The following is a 16,928-nucleotide window of genomic DNA, read 5'->3' on the forward strand; positions in this document are numbered from 1 at the left end:
CCATTGAATCTACTGCAGACGAATACTGCCTTAAGATGAAATTTGCCCTGTTGTACAGAACGGCTGATGATCTGCAGATATCCCTGCAATAGTCATAGAGTATGTGGTTTTGGTTTATCCTGTATTGCCTTGTTCTGTACACGGTGTAAATTCCTTAGCAGTATTCTAGCAGTATTCTATAGTTAGTATTATAGCACACTTTTCAGAAAAGTACAAACATATGTTCTTTTTGGATAAGGAGTAAATTTATGCAGAAATCGATGCTGGAATCAGATATCCTGAGCGAGTACAGAAGAGGCTCACATTCCGTATACAAACTCACATACCATGTAATTTTCGTGACTAAATACAGAAAGAAAAGCTAGTGCGATTCATCCCACAACCGACTTCATCGGAAGGGGTTTTCTCGCACGATATTTATAATCTGATGCCTGTTTAGCAGTATTTTCTTTGCCTGGAGATATTCCTCACATTCTTTTAGTGTAAAAGGTTTCAGGTGCATTTGACCTGTTAGTCGATTGTGAAATCCGCCTTTATCATTCACTTTTTTTCCATAATCCAGTAAGTGGCGGATGCACAGATTTTGAAAGTTTCTTGTCCACATTATTTCCATAACTATTCTAATAATGATAGTTATGGAAATTTAATCATCAAAGTGATAGCCATAACCCGAGCAATATTCGCATTTACAGGCCAATTCCCAAAAACACCAACGCAAACCAGATGATCATACTCTCACTCATAAGCCCGTTCGTAAATCCCAGTCTAAACGCGCTTATTGGCATAAGTGAAGCTATAGTCTTTAAAATACCAAATATAACGAGCACATTTGTAAATGCCATGCCCTTCTTAAACACTGTCTTTCCTGTAATCTGAAGAAAAAACCAAAACATAAACACTGGCAACATCAATACTTCACTTACCAGGATAATCCATGAGAAGCTTCCAAAAAGTGCTTCGCATATCGTGATTGCATCCTGCGTAAAGCCATTATTATTAAGCCATGCAAACAAACTCAATATCACCACATAGACCAGGTGAAGTGCAATCCAAGGTGTAAGCCCAAAGGCATTCAGGTAATGATAAATCCTTTTATGCTTTTCATCCTTGATATACTCCTGTACCGCAAACAGCGCTATGCCGTAGAAAACTATTCCTGGAAATGCAAGAGCCATAGCCAGCATATATCTCCACTGAGGAATCTGGGACGTTCCCGATGTAAGCCAAAAAAGCTTCCCCGAGTATGAAGGATCACCATACATCATAAGCCAATCTCCGCTTCCATAGCATAGGCATCCGATGATTCCACAAATAAGTCCCCTTATATTCTTTGGATTATTAGGATTTCCATACTCGTTGATATACATCTCATTTCCCCCTTCAAAACCTGCCGCCATCCTTAACTTTCTTCGCCATAACCAAAAGTCCAACGAACATCCACAAATTCCCTATACTGATCCAAGCAGCAGTAATAGCATTGCGATGTCATTAAACTTATCCATACATTCCGCCCTTAATGCTTTACCATTTAAATACAGCAAGCCTGTTGTTGATATTCTTGCCCACAATGGCAAAGAGTTTTCCGCGTATTGAGTACTTCTTCATTTCTTCGTTATAATTCGTCTCAGACACAAGGCTCATCCTTGGTTCAAGATCCAGATATTCACGGCCTGACTTTGTTCCCCAGCCGAAAGAAGCATTAGTATGTTTCACAGCATCGTGATGGCTACCATTCTTTTCAAGGAACGGAGAATGAAGCTCCGCAAGAAGATATCCATGTTCGAAGCTGTCACAAAGCATGTTGATGCATATCCTTTAGTTTCTGCCATTACTTCTTATATCCATTCCCTCTCATCCTTGTCTACCAGGCTTAACGCACAGACCAGATACATGAGCAGCCATCCAAAAGACTCGAAACCGGAATCTAGACCTTCAGAAATGTAATTCATGAGCTGCCCTAATATTGAGGTAATCACCGGGCAACAAATAAATGCAGCCTTTTTCACAGGAATCATTTGCTTAAACACCATTCCGATCCAGGCAATTGTAACGAAAACATCGCATACTACAAATCCGATGCCCATGGGAACTGCAATACTTTTCAATACTCTGAACACCATATCAGCAGAAGTTTTCACATCGCCTGTAGCAGCCATTCCTGCATTAAACACAACAGGGAGCATGCATATACCTATGTGGATGAAAGCAAAATAAAGTATTCCGCTCCAGTTTGCAATCTTGAAAAGGCCAAACAGCTTAGAATCATTAAGGTGATATTTCTTTTCCATAACCCTAAGAAGTTCAACAGCAGCCACAGCAAACAGGGTTGCGCAAGCAAATCCGAGAATGGACGATACTGCATATCTCCAGTCAGGAGCTACGCTCCATTCAACTCCCATATAGGCATCCGGTGAACTGGACGTACTAAATGTACCGTAGCCAAGGAGATAATCTCCTATAATCGCCAATATCATCGAATATACCCCGAACATGATCTTCTGTCTTGATGTAAGATTCTTCATTTTCTCCCCCTTACAATGACTTTGTGAGCCTGTAGTCACAACAGTCATCACCTTCAGCCACCGATTTAGTCCGTTTATAATCAACTCCCCTGAAGCCGTTCATGTATTCTTTATCCATGCAGCAGATCATCTGAACAGCTTCCGGAGTACCAAGTTCCCGCGCCTTATCATAAAGCTCTTTTCCCCAAGCGTTCTTGTACCCACATGTTTCATGCTCTGTTCCTGACTTACCACTTACTCAAAGCTCTTTACATACTCACCTCATCAAACTTATGAACAGTCCTACAAGCGCTGCCGGAATTAGTGCAAACACAAGCCCCGGGAATATAGCACCTTTTAAATGAAACCACTTCTGATGGTAAGCCTTGTCCATGTGCTCTGTCCCTTCCAGCCTGAACATTTTCATATTTGCAAATAGCACCCAGTCCAGAAAGAGTGTGTCATAGGCTCCAATCCATACCATGAGTCCAAAAGCGATCGCGAATCCCTGCCAAAATGTAACTGCCCCGGCAAGCTTCGCGCATATGGTAAGAATAACTGTAAACATGATTATTCCACAGGACTTCGCCAGTACTACCTTTTTTGATTTATATGAAACATCCACTCTTTCATGTGTTTTGAAGTATTCTTCTTGAATATCAGGCGGGTAATTATGGATACATGCCGGACTGTACATTTTTTCCCCATGAAAAGACACAAAAAGAATTGTTGTAAATAATACTGCAAATACTATCGCTTCAATTACCAATACATACCAAACCATGTTACCTGCTTCCCTCCCTCATAATACGACCATCATAATCCCTGCCAGTACAGCTGCAATAATAGGATTGCCTACAATCGTAATCAGCCACTTCACAATCTTCGTCTTTTTGGGGATGTAAGGCCATAGATCTTCGGTTCCCGGAATCGTCCAGGCTTTTGTATGCTCCACCCAATACCAATCAATAAAGAATCTGTCGAATAGTCCTTCTGCCATTGTCATAGCATATATTTGGAGAAATGGCACTATAAATCCTCTTGCTCCATTGATGCCATAAACTGACCACAGCACAAAAGCAATCATCACTGTAAGTGTGCCTATCTTGAATAATTTACAGTTCTTATCGATCTGTGCCTTTGTTATAAGTCCCATCTCTACGACGCGATCCTGTACATCTTTTTCATATAAAAAAGCTCCCTGTTCTGTTCCATTTGCTATAACAACTACACAGGGGAGAAATAGTATAAAGCAAACCACAATGCACTCTAATATTAGAACCATAGTCACCCCCATATTACCCTCAAACTGTCATTACCATAAATTCATCTATAGCTTTCAGCACAGGTTCTGCGTATTCTTTCCCGCCGAACAGCCACTGCTCATGCTGCATGTTGAACTCTCTGATGTCAGGATCATGGAAATACTTCTTATAGCGTTCAAGATACTTCTCACCCATTTTGTTGGCATAGATAAAATGAGCTCTTGTATGTTCAACATTGATATCATCCCTAAGATGGGTCAGGAGGTCTGTGTAATACTCATTCTTTATGGACCGGGGATTAAACTTGGAAAAACAGTTCATGAATTTCTCAGCATTTTCATCATCCATTTCAAAGATTTTTTTCAGCTTTTCTTTGGATTTATTCCGTTTCTTTTCACTGCCTGTAAAGCTTGTTAAAAGAGGCACAACAAGCATTGACTGGAGTTTTGCTGATACCGGCCCGCTCTGATCAAGGTCAGGACTGCCAAAAATAGCATGATCTATATGCACGTTCTTTCTCATAACAAGCTGACCCACAAAACTTGAACCAAGAGAAGATCCAATAGCTCCATCAAGCCTGCCATTATGCTTCTCACAGATATATTTCTCGATTTTCTCTGTTACCGTAATCATATCAGGAAAGATACCATCACTTCCATCAAACCCATCATAGTTCACGCATATAAGATGATATTTCTCTGATAACCTATCGATTACTGTTCCAAAGTTTGTCTGCCAGTCACAGCATGTCCCGGGAAGCAGCATAAGCGTCTTTCCTGACATATTCCCAATTTCTTCAAATTGCATTTTTTATACTTCCCTGTTTTGTAGTATTTCTGATTAAATCCACCATCTTATCCCAGCCTTCCTTGGCCTCTTTCACTATTGGGAATGCCGGATAGCAGTGGAACATGCCTTCGCCTACGATCATCTCATAATCCACTCCATATTTTTGCATGACTTTTTCGAAAGATGGAGCGCAGGCATACAACGTTTCTTCGGAGCCATAAACAAAAGTCACTTGCGGACAATTGGTAAAATCGGCCTTTTGAAGCCATATCATGTATTCAGGAACTGACAAATCGCCATGTCTCATGATATCCACAGCGGTTCTCATATAGCTTGCCGGAATTGCCACATCTTTTTTATTAAGCTTCAGCATCCGCTCCCACTCTTCATCTGTTTCAACGCAGGTTCCGGGTGAAATGGCAAGAATATAGCCAGGCATCGGTGTATCATCATGCCCGTCATTGATGTATGGAACCATTCCCAGCGCAAGATTACCGCCTGATGATGTACCTAGAACCGAGATGTTCCCAGCGTCATAGTCCTTTAGCATCTCTTTATATGTCTCATGGATCATTGCATATGCTTTGGTAAGGGGATAATCCGTGCAAAGGGGATAGTAAGGCACGTACACATCCACTCCTGTTTCCTTGGCAAAACGGAGTGCTTTCTTGACAGCGTCAGGTCTTGGTGCCATTACCATTCCGCCACCGATGATAAAGAGATTAGCGTGAGGTTCTTTGATCTTATGCTTCATCCTGATTACTGTAAAACCCATAACCTTGATCCGGTCTATATCAAACTCAGAATCTTTAAGCTCAGGAATATGGTTCTTAGCATTTTCCTTTTTCTTTGCTGCAACAATCTCCTCAGCAGTTTTTCCATCCCACATCTTCTTTAGACCTGCGGCTTTTACTACCCGCTTAAGGATCTCATATTTAATGCTCATAGCTCCTCCACATTTCTCAAGATAGCAAAGAGTTTTCCGCGTAATGAATGTTGCCTGCTTCCCTCCAGCTGTTATGCCATCTTCCAATTCTCTGACTGCATCTGAACTGATATCATGTGATTATAGATTCCATCTTTTACCTTTAGCTCAGAAGGATTTCCTGACTCAGCAACAGTACCATTCTTAAGAACAACTATCTTGTCAGCACCATCGACAGTGCGCATGCGATGCGCAATTATCAGAACCGTTTTATCCTTTATCAGGTCACTGATTGCCTCCTGGATCAGGGATTCATTATTTACATCCAGGGATGCTGTAGCCTCATCCATAAGAATAATCGGTGCATCCTTTAGGAATGCTCTGGCGATGGATATTCTCTGCCGTTCACCGCCTGACAGCTCCGAACCGTTTTCGCCTATGAGTGTATTGTAACCATCAGGCAGCTTATCGATAAACTCATCGCAGTGGGCAAGTTTGGCCGCAGCCCGGACTTCCTCGTCTGTAGCCTCTTTTCTGCCAATTCTGATATTCTCAAGAACAGTATTGTTAAAAAGAGTTACATCCTGGAACACAATTGAATACATGGACAAAAGCGTCTCAGGATCTATTTTTGATATATCCATTCCACCAACAGTTATTAGTCCGCTATTAATATCCCAGAACCTTGCAGACAACCTTGATACCGTAGTCTTTCCCCCGCCGGAAGGTCCGATAATCGCTGTGACCTCCCCCTGTTTTGCCACAAAGCTCACATCGTCTAATACTGTTTCCCCATCCTCATATGAAAACCGCACGTTCTTAAACTCAATGTCATAGTTTTTGTTTGAAAGGATATCTGCTCCCGTCTGTTCGCCATGTGAAAGGATTTCATCCATTCTCTCACACTGAGTATCTGTTGCTATAAGCGCAGAGAAATTCTGAAGTGCTATCTGCAAAGGCTCATACATTCTTGAAACAACAAGAAGGTACATAAAAAATGTGACAATACTTATTTCATTCTTTATAAGGAGGGCTGAGCCAGCAATTGCAACAGTTCCTATCCCAAATTTAAGGATCATCTGGGCACTGCAGACAAATGCTGCATTTAAAAACTCTGAGAAAATATTGTGGGACTCGACAGCTTTGATCTTCTTATTGAGTCCTTCCATGTAGGTATCCTGTGCATTATATGCCTTAAGGTCTCGTACTGTTTCCAGTGCTTCCTGGATGCCGTCAAGACATGCCACCTTATATCTGCTACCTCTCCTGTTTACAGCATGCATCACATTTCTTGAGAAAAACACGATTATAAATGCTACAGGAAGCACCCAGACTGCAGCTATTGCCATTCTTGCATCAAAGAAAAACAGACTTATTACTACAAGCGTTGTAGAAATAAAAGCTCCAACAAGCTCCGGGAGCCAGTGTGATGATGCTGTCTCCAGCATTGCGCAGTCCGCCATGATGGTATTGGTCAGATCTGCCAGGTCTTTTTTCCCAAAAAATGAAAGAGGTATCCTTCTTAATTTTTCTGCAAGAGAACGCCTTCTTACACCGCTTTCAACATAGGTTGAGAAAAACGTAGCATTATACTGGAAATACTCAGTGATTGCTATAAGCGCAAGACAAATAATACTTCCACCAATAAATATAACCACATGGCTCTTCGGCAGCTGCCCATTTAGCAGATCTCCTGTCATCATAAAAAGAATTCCCACAGGCATCATCTGTGCCAGGTTTGCAAATGTACATGCTGCAAACGCTTTTATCATATCCTTAGCGCCCTGCTCTGAAAGGGCGTATTTATGCTGTAACCTTTCTACTATACTCATGCGCCTTTACCCACCTTCCAGTTTACTGATTTCTGATACTCGTTCCACATATGACCGTAAATTCCGTTCTTTGCAAGAAGTTCTTCATGCTTTCCGGATTCTGCCACCTTTCCATCTGTAAGAACACATATCTTATCTGCATTTACTACTGTTGACAGGCGATGGGCGATCATGATCACTGTTTTATCTTTTGACAGGTTAGCAAAGGCCTGCTGAACCATTATCTCATTGTCCGGATCCGCAAAAGCTGTGGCCTCATCAAGTATAAGTATCGGCGCATTTTTAAGGAACGCCCTTGCTATGGAAATACGCTGTGCTTCGCCACCAGATACATATGTGCCCTTACTTCCGATCATAGTATTTATACCCTCTGGAAGCTTTTCGATTATATCCCAGCACATTGCATCCTTAAGTGCCTGTATTACTTCCGCCTCCGTAGCATCAGGTCTCCCCATTCTGACATTATCAAGTATAGACATCTTAAGGAGTCTGCTATCCTGGAAAACGTAGGACACCTGCTTCATAAGCTCAGATGAAGCGATATCTTTTACGTTAACGCCGCCAATCCTGATACTGCCCTCTTTAACATCCCAGAACCTCGCAACAAGTGATGCGAGTGTTGTCTTTCCGCCTCCGGAAGGTCCCACAAATGCCACATGTTCACCCGGCTTTATATCCAGCGTAATGCCATCGATGGCATTAGCCTTTTTCTCATCATAGGTGAAGGTAATGTCCTCTATGCTGATACCGCTATCCTTGGGAATCTGTGGACTTACGGTCTCCTTAAGAGGCTTCACCTCCAAAAGGGTATACATTCTCTCAAGAGCATCCTTTACCACCATCTGGCTCTCACCAGCATAAGCGACCTTCATGAGTGTGACCGTCAGTATCGGAGTTATGATGATGTAAAAAAGGATGTTATAAAGGAATGTATCTGAAACGCCTCCTCTGGTAAAAATGAGTCCACAGGCTACAAGTGCAGCAAATACACCGTTAGCAGCTGTAGTGAAACCTATCATAGGTATTCTCATTCCTATGGTGTAAGTTATAGTCCATTTTTCGTATTTATCTATAGCTTCCTTGAATCTCTTAAAAGAGAAGACGGACTGCCCAAAAGTTTTTACGACAGGTATTCCCCTGACATATTCAACAGCCTCAGCTGACATCTCATCAAGGGCATTCTGATACTCTTTCATGTCATTCTGCATCTTTTCACCCATCATACCGCCCATGGCAAGAAATGCGATGACAGCTGGAATGAGGCAGATAAGACCTATCTTCCAGTCAAAGATAAGGAGCATGGCGATTAGTCCCACTGGAGTTGCATAGCTCACCGCCTTATCCGGAAGACTGTGGGCCAGAAATGTCTCCGTAGCTGCACTGGACTCTGCAACTATCTTTCTTATCTTTCCGCTTCCCTCAGATTCTATATACCCCATAGGAAGCTTCATTACATGCTCCATCATAGCAGTTCTCATGTTGGCCTGAACCCTGAATGCTGCGATATGCGAACACATAAGAGCTGCAATATATATAAACATGGCCAAAAGGCTCATACCCACAGCACTCCAACCATGAGATACTATGTGGGTAGCCTTACTAAAATCCGGTCTTACTTCCACAACTTCCTTAATAATGCACCATATGTAATAGAATGGCACAAGCGCCACAAGAGCGCTTATGGCAGCCAGTATCCATGAGCATATAGTAAAATACTTATGATTGCCTGCGTATTCAAACAGCTGTGCAATAACACTTTTCTTTTTCTCTTTCATAGTCTTTCATCTCTCCGCCTGAATTAGTATTTACAACATGACCGTTCTCTAACCGTAGAACCACCGTAGCACATCTCCTGACAAGATCCGGGTCATGGGTAACAACAAACACTGTCTTCTGACCACGCAGTGACCATATCAGCTCAGCCACCCGCTCCATATTATAGAAATCAAGCCCACTTGTAGGCTCATCAAACAGGATGATATCCTTATCAGAAAGCAGTGCACTTGCAACTGCAACCCTCTGTTTTTGTCCGCCTGACAGGCTCATGGGATGTCTGTTCGACAACTCCTTAAGTCCGAGCTTATCAAGAATTTCAAGAACCCTATCTTCGTTTTCTTCATTCATCCCAAGAGTAACTTCATCCATAACTGTCTCACAGAACAGTTGATGATTCACATCCTGCATGACCATGTATGCGCTCTTTAGGAGATTTCTGCCCTTTAACTTCTTTCCGCCGATAACAGCATTACCTTTGAACCCCCTCATCAGTCCGCATATACATTTTGAAAAAGTTGATTTACCAGCACCATTAGGTCCAACTACCGCAATTATTTCATTCCGGGGTATTTCAAGGTTTTTTATGTTAAGTGCATCACAGTTCCTGTAATTGTAGATAAGCTTCTCGAAGGTTATTGTCTCGGTATTTATACTCTCTGTTTTGACCGGAATCATCGTAAGGTTCTCATTTACAGCCCTAAGACCATGACACCTTAAATCTTCTTCCGACAGATTCTTAAATTCTCTCATTGGAATATCAAAAATAATCCGCCCCTCTTTAAGGCAGATAACCCTGTCACAAATATCCTTAAGCCAGTACAGTCTGTGTTCAGCAACCACAATAGTCCTTCCTTCTTCTTTCCAGCCAAGGAGAGTATTCTTAAGGTCTTCAATAGCCTCAAGACTTAAGTTTGACGAAGGCTCATCCAACACACAAACCTGAGGATTTAGCGTATCTACAGAAGCACAGGCTATCTTCTGTTTTTCACCACCTGACATTTCAAATATGCTTCTGTCCATCAACGCCCTTATCTTCATGGAATCTACGGTACTGTCAATACGCGCACGGATCTCATCTTCTGGAAGTCCCATGTTTTCAGGTCCAAAAGCCAGCTCACTTGTACTATCCACACAAAAAAACTGACTCCTGGGGTTCTGGAACACAGATCCCACAATTTTGGCTGTTTCATAAAGCTGCGTCTGTGTGATATCAGTTCCATCCACGTATATGTTCCCTCTCATTTGTCCTTCGTAGAAATGTGGAATAAGACCATTGATCATCCTGATCAGCGTTGTCTTGCCACAGCCGGATTCTCCGCATAAAAGAACTGTCTCGCCCTTGTTAATCTTCAGGGAGATATCTTTTACCGACGCTTCATCAGTCCTTGCATAACTGAAACTTACATTTTTAAACTCAATCATTTCACCACATCCATAATCAGTAATATCCAGGGAATAAGGCATAATGCCAATGCTGCGTAATCCTGCAGCCGAAATCCTATCCTGCATATATTGGTTCTTTTCACTTCTCCTCCGAGACCTCTTGTAAGAGCTGCTGCTGACAGTTCCTCTCCAATGTTTACACAGCATGTCATAAGCGGAACCATTCTGTACTCTATAATCTTGGAAGCATGTTTTCCACCAATGCGTATTCCGCGCATTTTCATAGCAGAGCTTATCGAATCCGCTTCATCTAAAACTGTAGGAAAAAAGCGGAACATAACGGACAATGGGATGATGATATTATCGCTTACGTGGAGTTTTTTCATTGCAGCTGTAAATTCGCTCACTGTTGTTGACTCCATCAGATAACGTCCCATCATTATGCATGGCAGGAACCTACCAAGCACACCGCAGGACCCAAGGATAATATAGTATAGAAAGCCTCCCATACCTCGCGTATTTGCAAAGGTCAGAAGCATACTGGATCCCCAGAGCAGTATCATTCCGATTATCGATGTCTTAAATCTCTTTGCAGTAAGAAGCAGAAGAAACGGCACCATACAAAGTATTGGCACAAGCATCTCACATCTTCTTCCTCCGGCGCCTCCCAGTGCGAATGTCGTTACTGTAACAAGAAGCGCCAGTTTTGTCCTTGGATCCATGATAAGTCCGCGATCAAGTTTTCCGGGATTATATGCCGCACCTTCCATTAAACAATACCGGCTTTCTCAAAATGTTTCTTAAGGAAATGCATTCCAAGGAGTGCTCCAAGTACTCCGAAAACAAAAGAACAAGCTAAGATTATAGGAGCTGTCCAGGGTCTGAATATTCTTGTCATAGCCTCAACATAGTCACTTCCAAAAGATGTCCTTGTGGAAAAATATCCATTAATATCAAGGTATAAGGGCAGGAAACATCCAAATATAGTTATGCACATAATTCCATAACTTAAGACCGTCTTCTTTTTGCTAGAGTATTGTCCGCTCTTCGCAACAAGATCTGCAACTAGTCCACATACAATTCCAAAGAAAAACGGGTAATATCCCATTCCCGTAACCCACAAAAATGCTCCGATAATAATCGTCATAATGGTTATCATTCCGAACTTCTTAACCTTTGTATAAAAGAGCATCATGGTAATACCTCCAATAAGAGGGCACAGGACAGATAACATCGGCATCATGATTGGAATAAATCCAAGCATTGAGATAGCAGTCATTATCACAAGGAAAATAGCTGCATAAATACCTATATTTATCAGGTCCTTTCCTCCAAGTTTTTCATTCGTTTTTCTCTGAGTCATTACTCCATCCATACTTTTTCTCTCCTTCCGCCATATGGCTAAGCATTTTAGTTAGTTACCGCTAACTATTATACATATAAAAAATCAACGCTAATTAAAAAAATGATATATTGATAAATCTTCTCATGAAGCCTGCAATTCAACCATATGTGCATACTCCCCATTCATATCCATCAGGGCTTTGTGATCCCCTCGCTCTACTATCTTTCCATCAGATATGACAAGTATCTGATCTGCATCTTTTATGGTTTTATATACTTCTCAATTTTCTCAGTAACAGTTATCATGTCCGGAAAAACATCATCGAATCCATCGTAGTTCACACATATAAGATGATACTTTTCAGATAAGCTGTCGATAACCGTTCTAAAATTCGTCTGCCAGTCACAGCATGTTCCAGGCAACAACATTAGTTTCTTCCCGGCCATATTTCCCAATTCCTCAAATTGCATTGTTCAAACTCTCCCATTTTTCTCAAACCAATGAACATATCCAGGCCGCAAGAGCTGACGCTGCCGGGAAAATCACAAGAAGTTTCAGCAGCTGGCTCTTGATGTTATATCCATACTTCCTATTTCTATATACATTTTCCACCTCTGGATAATAAAACTGAAAGAAACGGAATTTCATGAGAAGGAAGTAATCAAAACAGACCATATCGTAAATCTTGTATACGGTGAATATGAAAACAAATCTGAAGAAGAACTGCCCAAACGTGAACCCACTCCTGAAGCCATCCCAGATTGAAATCACTCCAACACCAAGTATCATCAGAAGGCTGAATATCATAAGTGTCCATCCAATTATCCTCGCCCCATAGAAAAGTTCCTTGTCTCTATGACGAAGCACCGCCTGTGCTTCCTTTGGCGCTGAAGAAAAGAACTTTTCATTCTGTATAAATGCCACCACAGAAAACATCATCAGCGTTATCGCAGCACAGAAAACAATTGTAAGAAAAACAGTTAAAAGCATACTCATTTACCCCTCTGAAACATAGTCCTCTATTGCTTTAACAGCCTCTTCTATGCCATTTTCTTTCATTATCAGCTCAGAAATTGTCTGCACCGTAACATCGTAATTTCCACTGACCAGGTCTCTAAGAGAATCTGCGATTTCTGTGGCTGTACATAACTTCTTTCTGATGTATAAAGGTTTTGGTCCACATCCAAGCTTGTGATCCACCCTGCCATAGAAATGCTGATCAAGAGCCAGTGCTATCACCAGTGTTGGAAGCCCTGCCCTAAGCCCCAGACCATTCGTAGTGTTTCCACCATGATGCACTACTGCTCTCACCTTTCCGAAGATATAAGCATATGGGACATTATCTATAAAAAACAGCTTGTCAGTATTTATCTTGTCTTTTTTCGGTATCTGGTATGCCTGCACGACAGCACGAATTCCGGTCTTTTTTAAAGCATCTAATGTCAGCAGCTGTAGTCTCGCAAGTTCAGGTGACTCTGCCTTTCCAAAAGCTACAAATATCGGTTTCTCACCCGCTGTCAAAAAGTCCGTCAATTCCTCGGATTCTTCAAATTCTTTTATACTCTCTCCCGGATGATACCAATACCCTGTCACATGTATATAGTCTCCCCATGTAGGATCCATTGGCATAAGGAGAGGACTTGTGGGGTAAAAAGTAAGTACTTTTCTTCCTCCCAGCTCCGTATATCTGCTGCTTTTCTTCCACTTTGGAAGACCTACACTTTTTCTCCATTTATTTAGGGCGACAATTGTCATGAGGCTCATCCCATCCGATAGTCCATCATAGCTTTTAAGCACTTTGTCCGAATTAAAATCATCAGTATAAAGCGAGTATTGTCTGGTCGGATCCATCGGACTGTAAAAATATCTTGCACATTTGATTCCAAGATACTCAGCCGCATGTCTTGCAAAAGCTGAGCACGTACCATACATTACAAGGTCAGAGCCTTTTATAGCATCAATGGTCTGCTCCATAAATCTCGGATTTTCCTTCTTAAGCTTAAATAGCCCATTAACAAAATCAAGGCTAGTCTTATAGTCTGTAACCATATATTTCATGACATGATCTGCATCCGTATCAAGCCTTAAGAAGGTCACGCCTTTACTTTCTATGAGCGGTCGGAAAGCCTCCGATGTCAGTATCCGGAACTCATGTCCCCTTTTTGTCATTTCCTCGCCAAGCTCTGCCAGAGGATTTACATCTCCCCTGGTTCCCACTGCGACAGCTGTAACAATCATTCCTTACTCCCAATACGTGTAATCCAACTAAGTATTTCATCTATAGCCAATTTCCCATTACCCACATTACAATGATTTTCCGCTTCTTCCTTGTCAGTAAACAGGCGAAATGTAAGGCTTCTGACATTCCTTAGCATGTTGATCTCTTTTCCGATAAGGTGGTAATCAATGAAATGGTCTCCACTGGCCCCAAGAATCAGCATATCCTGCGTAATCTGATCTGCGACGGGTGCAATGTCATATAGCTTCAGCTTCTTGGCATAACTATATGCATCCTTTGCCTCATAGGCATAGCATCCATGCTTGATTCCCCAGTCGATTATGGGAGATTTCTTAGCTTTTTTGCCAAATACCAGATTAAGAAGTGGACGGGCATGTAGCTTCATGAGGATATGGAATGCTCTCTGCGTACCCTGTGGTTGCATACTCACAAGAATATCCTGAAAGCATGGGAATATGGACCAGGCAACCACTTTAGTTATGCGTTTGTCAAAAGCCGCTGCTCTTGGGGCAAGATAACCTCCGAGAGATATGCCTATGATAGTCACATCAGAAAGCTTGAAATAATCCAGGATTACCTTAACAGGTTTCTCCCATTCATGGGTGAAATGCTTTCCCTGAATACGCATTACTCCGCCCTGTCCCGGTCCTTCAAACATGTAGACTTCAAAGCCCTGCTCCTGCATATAAAGAACTGTAAAAAGAAATTCCTCAAAATAGCTGTCATTGCCGCCATGGATGAGGATTGTGCCCTTGCTTGCTCCATCAGGCACCACATGCATCACCGGCAGCTTCACATTCTCATAGGGAACATCATATCTTTCAATCCTTGGGTTCTCTCCCTCGAAGAAAACTGCGTAGTACTCGTAAAAGAGCTTGGTTGCCTTCTCATAGTACTTTCTCTTATCAGGATCACCGTCATACATGAAGAACTCGCTCATTCGATAATAGGCAATGGCATTATCTGTCCTGCCCTCTTTCATGGCTTCGTCGCCGAGCAAGATAAGTTCTCTTTTCCAATCGTCACTGTTGTGGATCTTGCCGGAAACTTTTTGGACATCCTCCAGTCTGCCACCATCCCAGTTGATAACACGGTTCAGCTGATAATTGAAATTTGCTTCATCATTGAGCTTATATACACCCTTTTTAAGGATTACCGGTCTTGTGATATCATACTTTTCCATATAGCCTTTTCAATCCCCCTCACAAACTTTTCCGGATTAAACGGAGCAAGACCTCCGTGCCCTACATCCTTTATCTTTCTGAAAACCGTCTGTGGAAAGTGCTGCCTTATATACGTCACATCCCACCGACGATCCTTAACTTCTTTTTCAGCACCCCAGTACTCTATATACCTGCAGTCAGTATGGACATTCTCGGGCATGGAATAATTGTTACATGATTCAAATGTCCTCCAGATTGTTCTTGCACTGATCATTTTTAAGACCTTTGCTGCGTACTGCACATCTCCCTCTGAAAGATTATCAGTAGAAAATGCTTTTTCCAACAGCTTTGTTCCACCAAGTTTTCCTGTGTATATCAACAAAAAATCCTTTATTGCTATCAATCTTGTAACGATCCAAGGAAGCTGATATGGAGTAATACCGCCATCGATTACTGCACTCTGTATTGTCACTTTGTTGCCTGCAAGCATCCTGACTACAATGCTTCCACCCATGGAGCAGCCGTAAAGACACGTCACATTGCTCAGTCCGTTCAGGTTCAGCCATTCTTCCAGTTCTGCTGAGATCTCTTCAACACTTGTGAAATCGCTCTTGTTGTCAGGGTCATACCCCGGAAGTGCAGGAATTATCAGATGGTATTTCTTTTCCAAAAGCGGAATCACATACTCGAAGTAATCCCACATAACCACGGACGGATGTAGCAACACTATGACCTTATCATTATCTTTTCCAAATTCATGTATTGTCATTTTTCCTATCATTCCTACATATCAGATATCCGTTAGTATCCCTCTCAAGGTCTGTCCACTGCTTTGGAATATCGCCGTATTGCCCGATGTATGCCTTGAAATCCCTGTTGAGCGCACTCATCTCATCGACTGCATTCATCGCATGGTCTGAAGTGCAGAGTTTTCCAAGCTTCGTTGCGAAAATGAATTGATAGAACGGAAGGTATTTCTTTTTGAACTTTGGATTCCTAAAGTCTTTGTCGGAATCAGGCATAATTTCATGCCCATTGTCTTCCAGTACTGTATAAGCCGCAATAGTTGCGTCCATGATCCTGTTGACATAGACTTTGTCGCGCCTAAGCTTTTTTATATCACCATTTGTATAATAACAGGCAAAAGCTATTGGTATTACTGATGCTGCATGGCATATAAGCCAGTCTGTCATATTTGATTCATAGACTACTTTGAAGTTTGTTCCGGAGAATACATTTCTTATAAAATTCTCCTGCGAGGAAGTCCCCTTAGTATTTCCAACTGTTATCTTATTCAGTGACACTGATCTGATATAGTCTTTTTCCCTATGCCCTGCAGACATTGCAAATGCAAAAAGAACTGACTTCTTCGATAGTGCTTTTGTGAGTTCGTCTGTCTTAAGATTGTTCCCAACAAATACAATGTTTCTGGAAGCATTATCTTTAAGAGGTTGAACAACACTATCTATCTGGGTATATCTGACCACCACGAATATAACGTCGTATCTATCATCCGATCTCAACCCATTAATCACAGGTATCTTCACATTGGTCTTCCTGCCAAAATAGTGATGTATACTGAGGCCATTTCGTTTTATCTCTTCATACCATTTTCCACGGGCAAGGAGTGTGACATCTTTTCCCTGTCTGTACAGGCTGTTTGCAAGATTACCCCCTAGTACTCCTGCTCCATATACAAGTATTCTCATA

The 16,928-nt window shown here is 41.8% G+C and carries 18 protein-coding genes and 1 pseudogene; all 19 read right to left on the reverse strand.

Going from position 1 to position 16,928, the window contains the following annotated elements; translation table 11 throughout:
• Positions 1 to 686: 686 nt before the first annotated feature.
• Positions 687 to 1,367 (reverse strand): DUF6796 family protein, encoded by a 681-nt coding sequence (locus G613_RS0113370; RefSeq protein WP_051151082.1) that lies wholly within the window; start codon positions 1,365 to 1,367, stop codon positions 687 to 689.
• 154 nt (positions 1,368 to 1,521) lie between these two features.
• Positions 1,522 to 1,800: a hypothetical protein gene (locus tag G613_RS0113375; RefSeq protein ID WP_029233098.1), complete on the reverse strand. Its 279-nt coding sequence runs from the start codon at positions 1,798 to 1,800 to the stop codon at positions 1,522 to 1,524.
• 35 nt (positions 1,801 to 1,835) lie between these two features.
• The gene (locus tag G613_RS0113380) at positions 1,836 to 2,522 is read right to left on the reverse strand and encodes a DUF6796 family protein (RefSeq protein WP_029233099.1); all 687 of its coding nucleotides are present in this window, start codon (positions 2,520 to 2,522) and stop codon (positions 1,836 to 1,838) included.
• 10 nt (positions 2,523 to 2,532) lie between these two features.
• Positions 2,533 to 2,676 (reverse strand): annotated as a pseudogene (locus G613_RS19935) (L-2-amino-thiazoline-4-carboxylic acid hydrolase); the annotation flags it as partial.
• A gap of 102 nt (positions 2,677 to 2,778) precedes the next feature.
• Positions 2,779 to 3,285: a hypothetical protein gene (locus tag G613_RS0113385; protein ID WP_029233100.1), complete on the reverse strand. Its 507-nt coding sequence runs from the start codon at positions 3,283 to 3,285 to the stop codon at positions 2,779 to 2,781.
• An 18-nt stretch (positions 3,286 to 3,303) separates the two neighbouring features.
• Positions 3,304 to 3,786: a hypothetical protein gene (locus G613_RS0113390; protein ID WP_242826149.1), complete on the reverse strand. Its 483-nt coding sequence runs from the start codon at positions 3,784 to 3,786 to the stop codon at positions 3,304 to 3,306.
• A gap of 19 nt (positions 3,787 to 3,805) precedes the next feature.
• Positions 3,806 to 4,573, reverse strand: coding sequence for an alpha/beta fold hydrolase (locus G613_RS0113395; protein WP_022766189.1), 768 nt, complete (start codon positions 4,571 to 4,573; stop codon positions 3,806 to 3,808).
• On the reverse strand, positions 4,563 to 5,501 hold the full coding sequence (locus G613_RS0113400) for an alpha/beta hydrolase (RefSeq protein WP_029233102.1): 939 nt from the start codon (positions 5,499 to 5,501) through the stop codon (positions 4,563 to 4,565). The genes G613_RS0113395 and G613_RS0113400 overlap by 11 nt, the downstream gene beginning before the upstream one ends.
• A 71-nt stretch (positions 5,502 to 5,572) precedes the next feature.
• On the reverse strand, positions 5,573 to 7,306 hold the full coding sequence (locus tag G613_RS0113405; RefSeq protein ID WP_029233103.1) for an ABC transporter ATP-binding protein: 1,734 nt from the start codon (positions 7,304 to 7,306) through the stop codon (positions 5,573 to 5,575).
• Positions 7,307 to 7,308: 2 nt separating this feature from the next.
• Positions 7,309 to 9,087 carry an ABC transporter ATP-binding protein gene (locus G613_RS0113410; protein ID WP_029233104.1) on the reverse strand — a complete coding sequence of 593 codons (1,779 nt, stop codon included), beginning with the start codon at positions 9,085 to 9,087 and terminating at the stop codon, positions 7,309 to 7,311.
• A complete protein-coding gene (locus G613_RS0113415; protein ID WP_029233105.1) occupies positions 9,047 to 10,510 on the reverse strand; it encodes an ABC transporter ATP-binding protein in 1,464 nt (487 codons plus the stop codon). Before G613_RS0113415 ends, G613_RS0113410 begins: the two co-directional genes overlap by 41 nt.
• Positions 10,507 to 11,241 carry an energy-coupling factor transporter transmembrane component T gene (locus G613_RS0113420; RefSeq protein ID WP_029233106.1) on the reverse strand — a complete coding sequence of 245 codons (735 nt, stop codon included), beginning with the start codon at positions 11,239 to 11,241 and terminating at the stop codon, positions 10,507 to 10,509. Before G613_RS0113420 ends, G613_RS0113415 begins: the two co-directional genes overlap by 4 nt.
• Positions 11,241 to 11,846, reverse strand: a complete 606-nt coding sequence (locus G613_RS0113425; RefSeq protein ID WP_242826150.1) for an MptD family putative ECF transporter S component — start codon at positions 11,844 to 11,846, stop codon at positions 11,241 to 11,243. Before G613_RS0113425 ends, G613_RS0113420 begins: the two co-directional genes overlap by 1 nt.
• Positions 11,847 to 12,076: 230 nt before the next feature.
• Positions 12,077 to 12,286 carry a hypothetical protein gene (locus G613_RS0113430; protein WP_029233107.1) on the reverse strand — a complete coding sequence of 70 codons (210 nt, stop codon included), beginning with the start codon at positions 12,284 to 12,286 and terminating at the stop codon, positions 12,077 to 12,079.
• A gap of 22 nt (positions 12,287 to 12,308) precedes the next feature.
• Entirely contained in the window at positions 12,309 to 12,812 is a 504-nt protein-coding gene (locus G613_RS0113435; RefSeq protein WP_242826151.1) for a hypothetical protein, read from the reverse strand.
• Complete coding sequence (locus G613_RS0113440) at positions 12,813 to 14,054, reverse strand: glycosyltransferase (protein ID WP_029233109.1); 1,242 nt, start codon at positions 14,052 to 14,054, stop codon at positions 12,813 to 12,815.
• A complete protein-coding gene (locus G613_RS0113445; RefSeq protein ID WP_029233110.1) occupies positions 14,051 to 15,238 on the reverse strand; it encodes an alpha/beta hydrolase in 1,188 nt (395 codons plus the stop codon). Before G613_RS0113445 ends, G613_RS0113440 begins: the two co-directional genes overlap by 4 nt.
• Positions 15,208 to 15,987, reverse strand: coding sequence for an alpha/beta fold hydrolase (locus G613_RS0113450; RefSeq protein ID WP_029233111.1), 780 nt, complete (start codon positions 15,985 to 15,987; stop codon positions 15,208 to 15,210). The genes G613_RS0113445 and G613_RS0113450 overlap by 31 nt, the downstream gene beginning before the upstream one ends.
• Positions 15,974 to 16,927 (reverse strand): ketopantoate reductase family protein, encoded by a 954-nt coding sequence (locus G613_RS0113455; RefSeq protein ID WP_029233112.1) that lies wholly within the window; start codon positions 16,925 to 16,927, stop codon positions 15,974 to 15,976. Before G613_RS0113455 ends, G613_RS0113450 begins: the two co-directional genes overlap by 14 nt.
• Position 16,928 lies beyond the last annotated feature (1 nt).

It is taken from the genome of Butyrivibrio sp. VCB2006 (assembly GCF_000420945.1).
GTDB lineage: Bacteria > Bacillota > Clostridia > Lachnospirales > Lachnospiraceae > Butyrivibrio.

Excerpts from the sequence above, each read along its gene's own strand:
- G613_RS0113370 (WP_051151082.1), bottom strand. The coding sequence starts at position 1,367 with ATGTATATCAACGAGTATGGAAATCCTAATAATCCAAAGAATATAAGG.
- G613_RS0113375 (WP_029233098.1), bottom strand. The coding sequence starts at position 1,800 with ATGCTTTGTGACAGCTTCGAACATGGATATCTTCTTGCGGAGCTTCAT.
- G613_RS0113380 (WP_029233099.1), bottom strand. The coding sequence starts at position 2,522 with ATGAAGAATCTTACATCAAGACAGAAGATCATGTTCGGGGTATATTCG.
- G613_RS0113385 (WP_029233100.1), bottom strand. The coding sequence starts at position 3,285 with ATGGTTTGGTATGTATTGGTAATTGAAGCGATAGTATTTGCAGTATTA.
- G613_RS0113390 (WP_242826149.1), bottom strand. The coding sequence starts at position 3,786 with ATGGTTCTAATATTAGAGTGCATTGTGGTTTGCTTTATACTATTTCTC.
- G613_RS0113395 (WP_022766189.1), bottom strand. The coding sequence starts at position 4,573 with ATGCAATTTGAAGAAATTGGGAATATGTCAGGAAAGACGCTTATGCTG.
- G613_RS0113400 (WP_029233102.1), bottom strand. The coding sequence starts at position 5,501 with ATGAGCATTAAATATGAGATCCTTAAGCGGGTAGTAAAAGCCGCAGGT.
- G613_RS0113410 (WP_029233104.1), bottom strand. The coding sequence starts at position 9,087 with ATGAAAGAGAAAAAGAAAAGTGTTATTGCACAGCTGTTTGAATACGCA.
- G613_RS0113415 (WP_029233105.1), bottom strand. The coding sequence starts at position 10,510 with ATGATTGAGTTTAAAAATGTAAGTTTCAGTTATGCAAGGACTGATGAA.
- G613_RS0113420 (WP_029233106.1), bottom strand. The coding sequence starts at position 11,241 with ATGGAAGGTGCGGCATATAATCCCGGAAAACTTGATCGCGGACTTATC.
- G613_RS0113425 (WP_242826150.1), bottom strand. The coding sequence starts at position 11,846 with ATGGATGGAGTAATGACTCAGAGAAAAACGAATGAAAAACTTGGAGGA.
- G613_RS0113430 (WP_029233107.1), bottom strand. The coding sequence starts at position 12,286 with ATGCAATTTGAGGAATTGGGAAATATGGCCGGGAAGAAACTAATGTTG.
- G613_RS0113435 (WP_242826151.1), bottom strand. The coding sequence starts at position 12,812 with ATGAGTATGCTTTTAACTGTTTTTCTTACAATTGTTTTCTGTGCTGCG.
- G613_RS0113440 (WP_029233109.1), bottom strand. The coding sequence starts at position 14,054 with ATGATTGTTACAGCTGTCGCAGTGGGAACCAGGGGAGATGTAAATCCT.
- G613_RS0113445 (WP_029233110.1), bottom strand. The coding sequence starts at position 15,238 with ATGGAAAAGTATGATATCACAAGACCGGTAATCCTTAAAAAGGGTGTA.
- G613_RS0113450 (WP_029233111.1), bottom strand. The coding sequence starts at position 15,987 with ATGACAATACATGAATTTGGAAAAGATAATGATAAGGTCATAGTGTTG.
- G613_RS0113455 (WP_029233112.1), bottom strand. The coding sequence starts at position 16,927 with ATGAGAATACTTGTATATGGAGCAGGAGTACTAGGGGGTAATCTTGCA.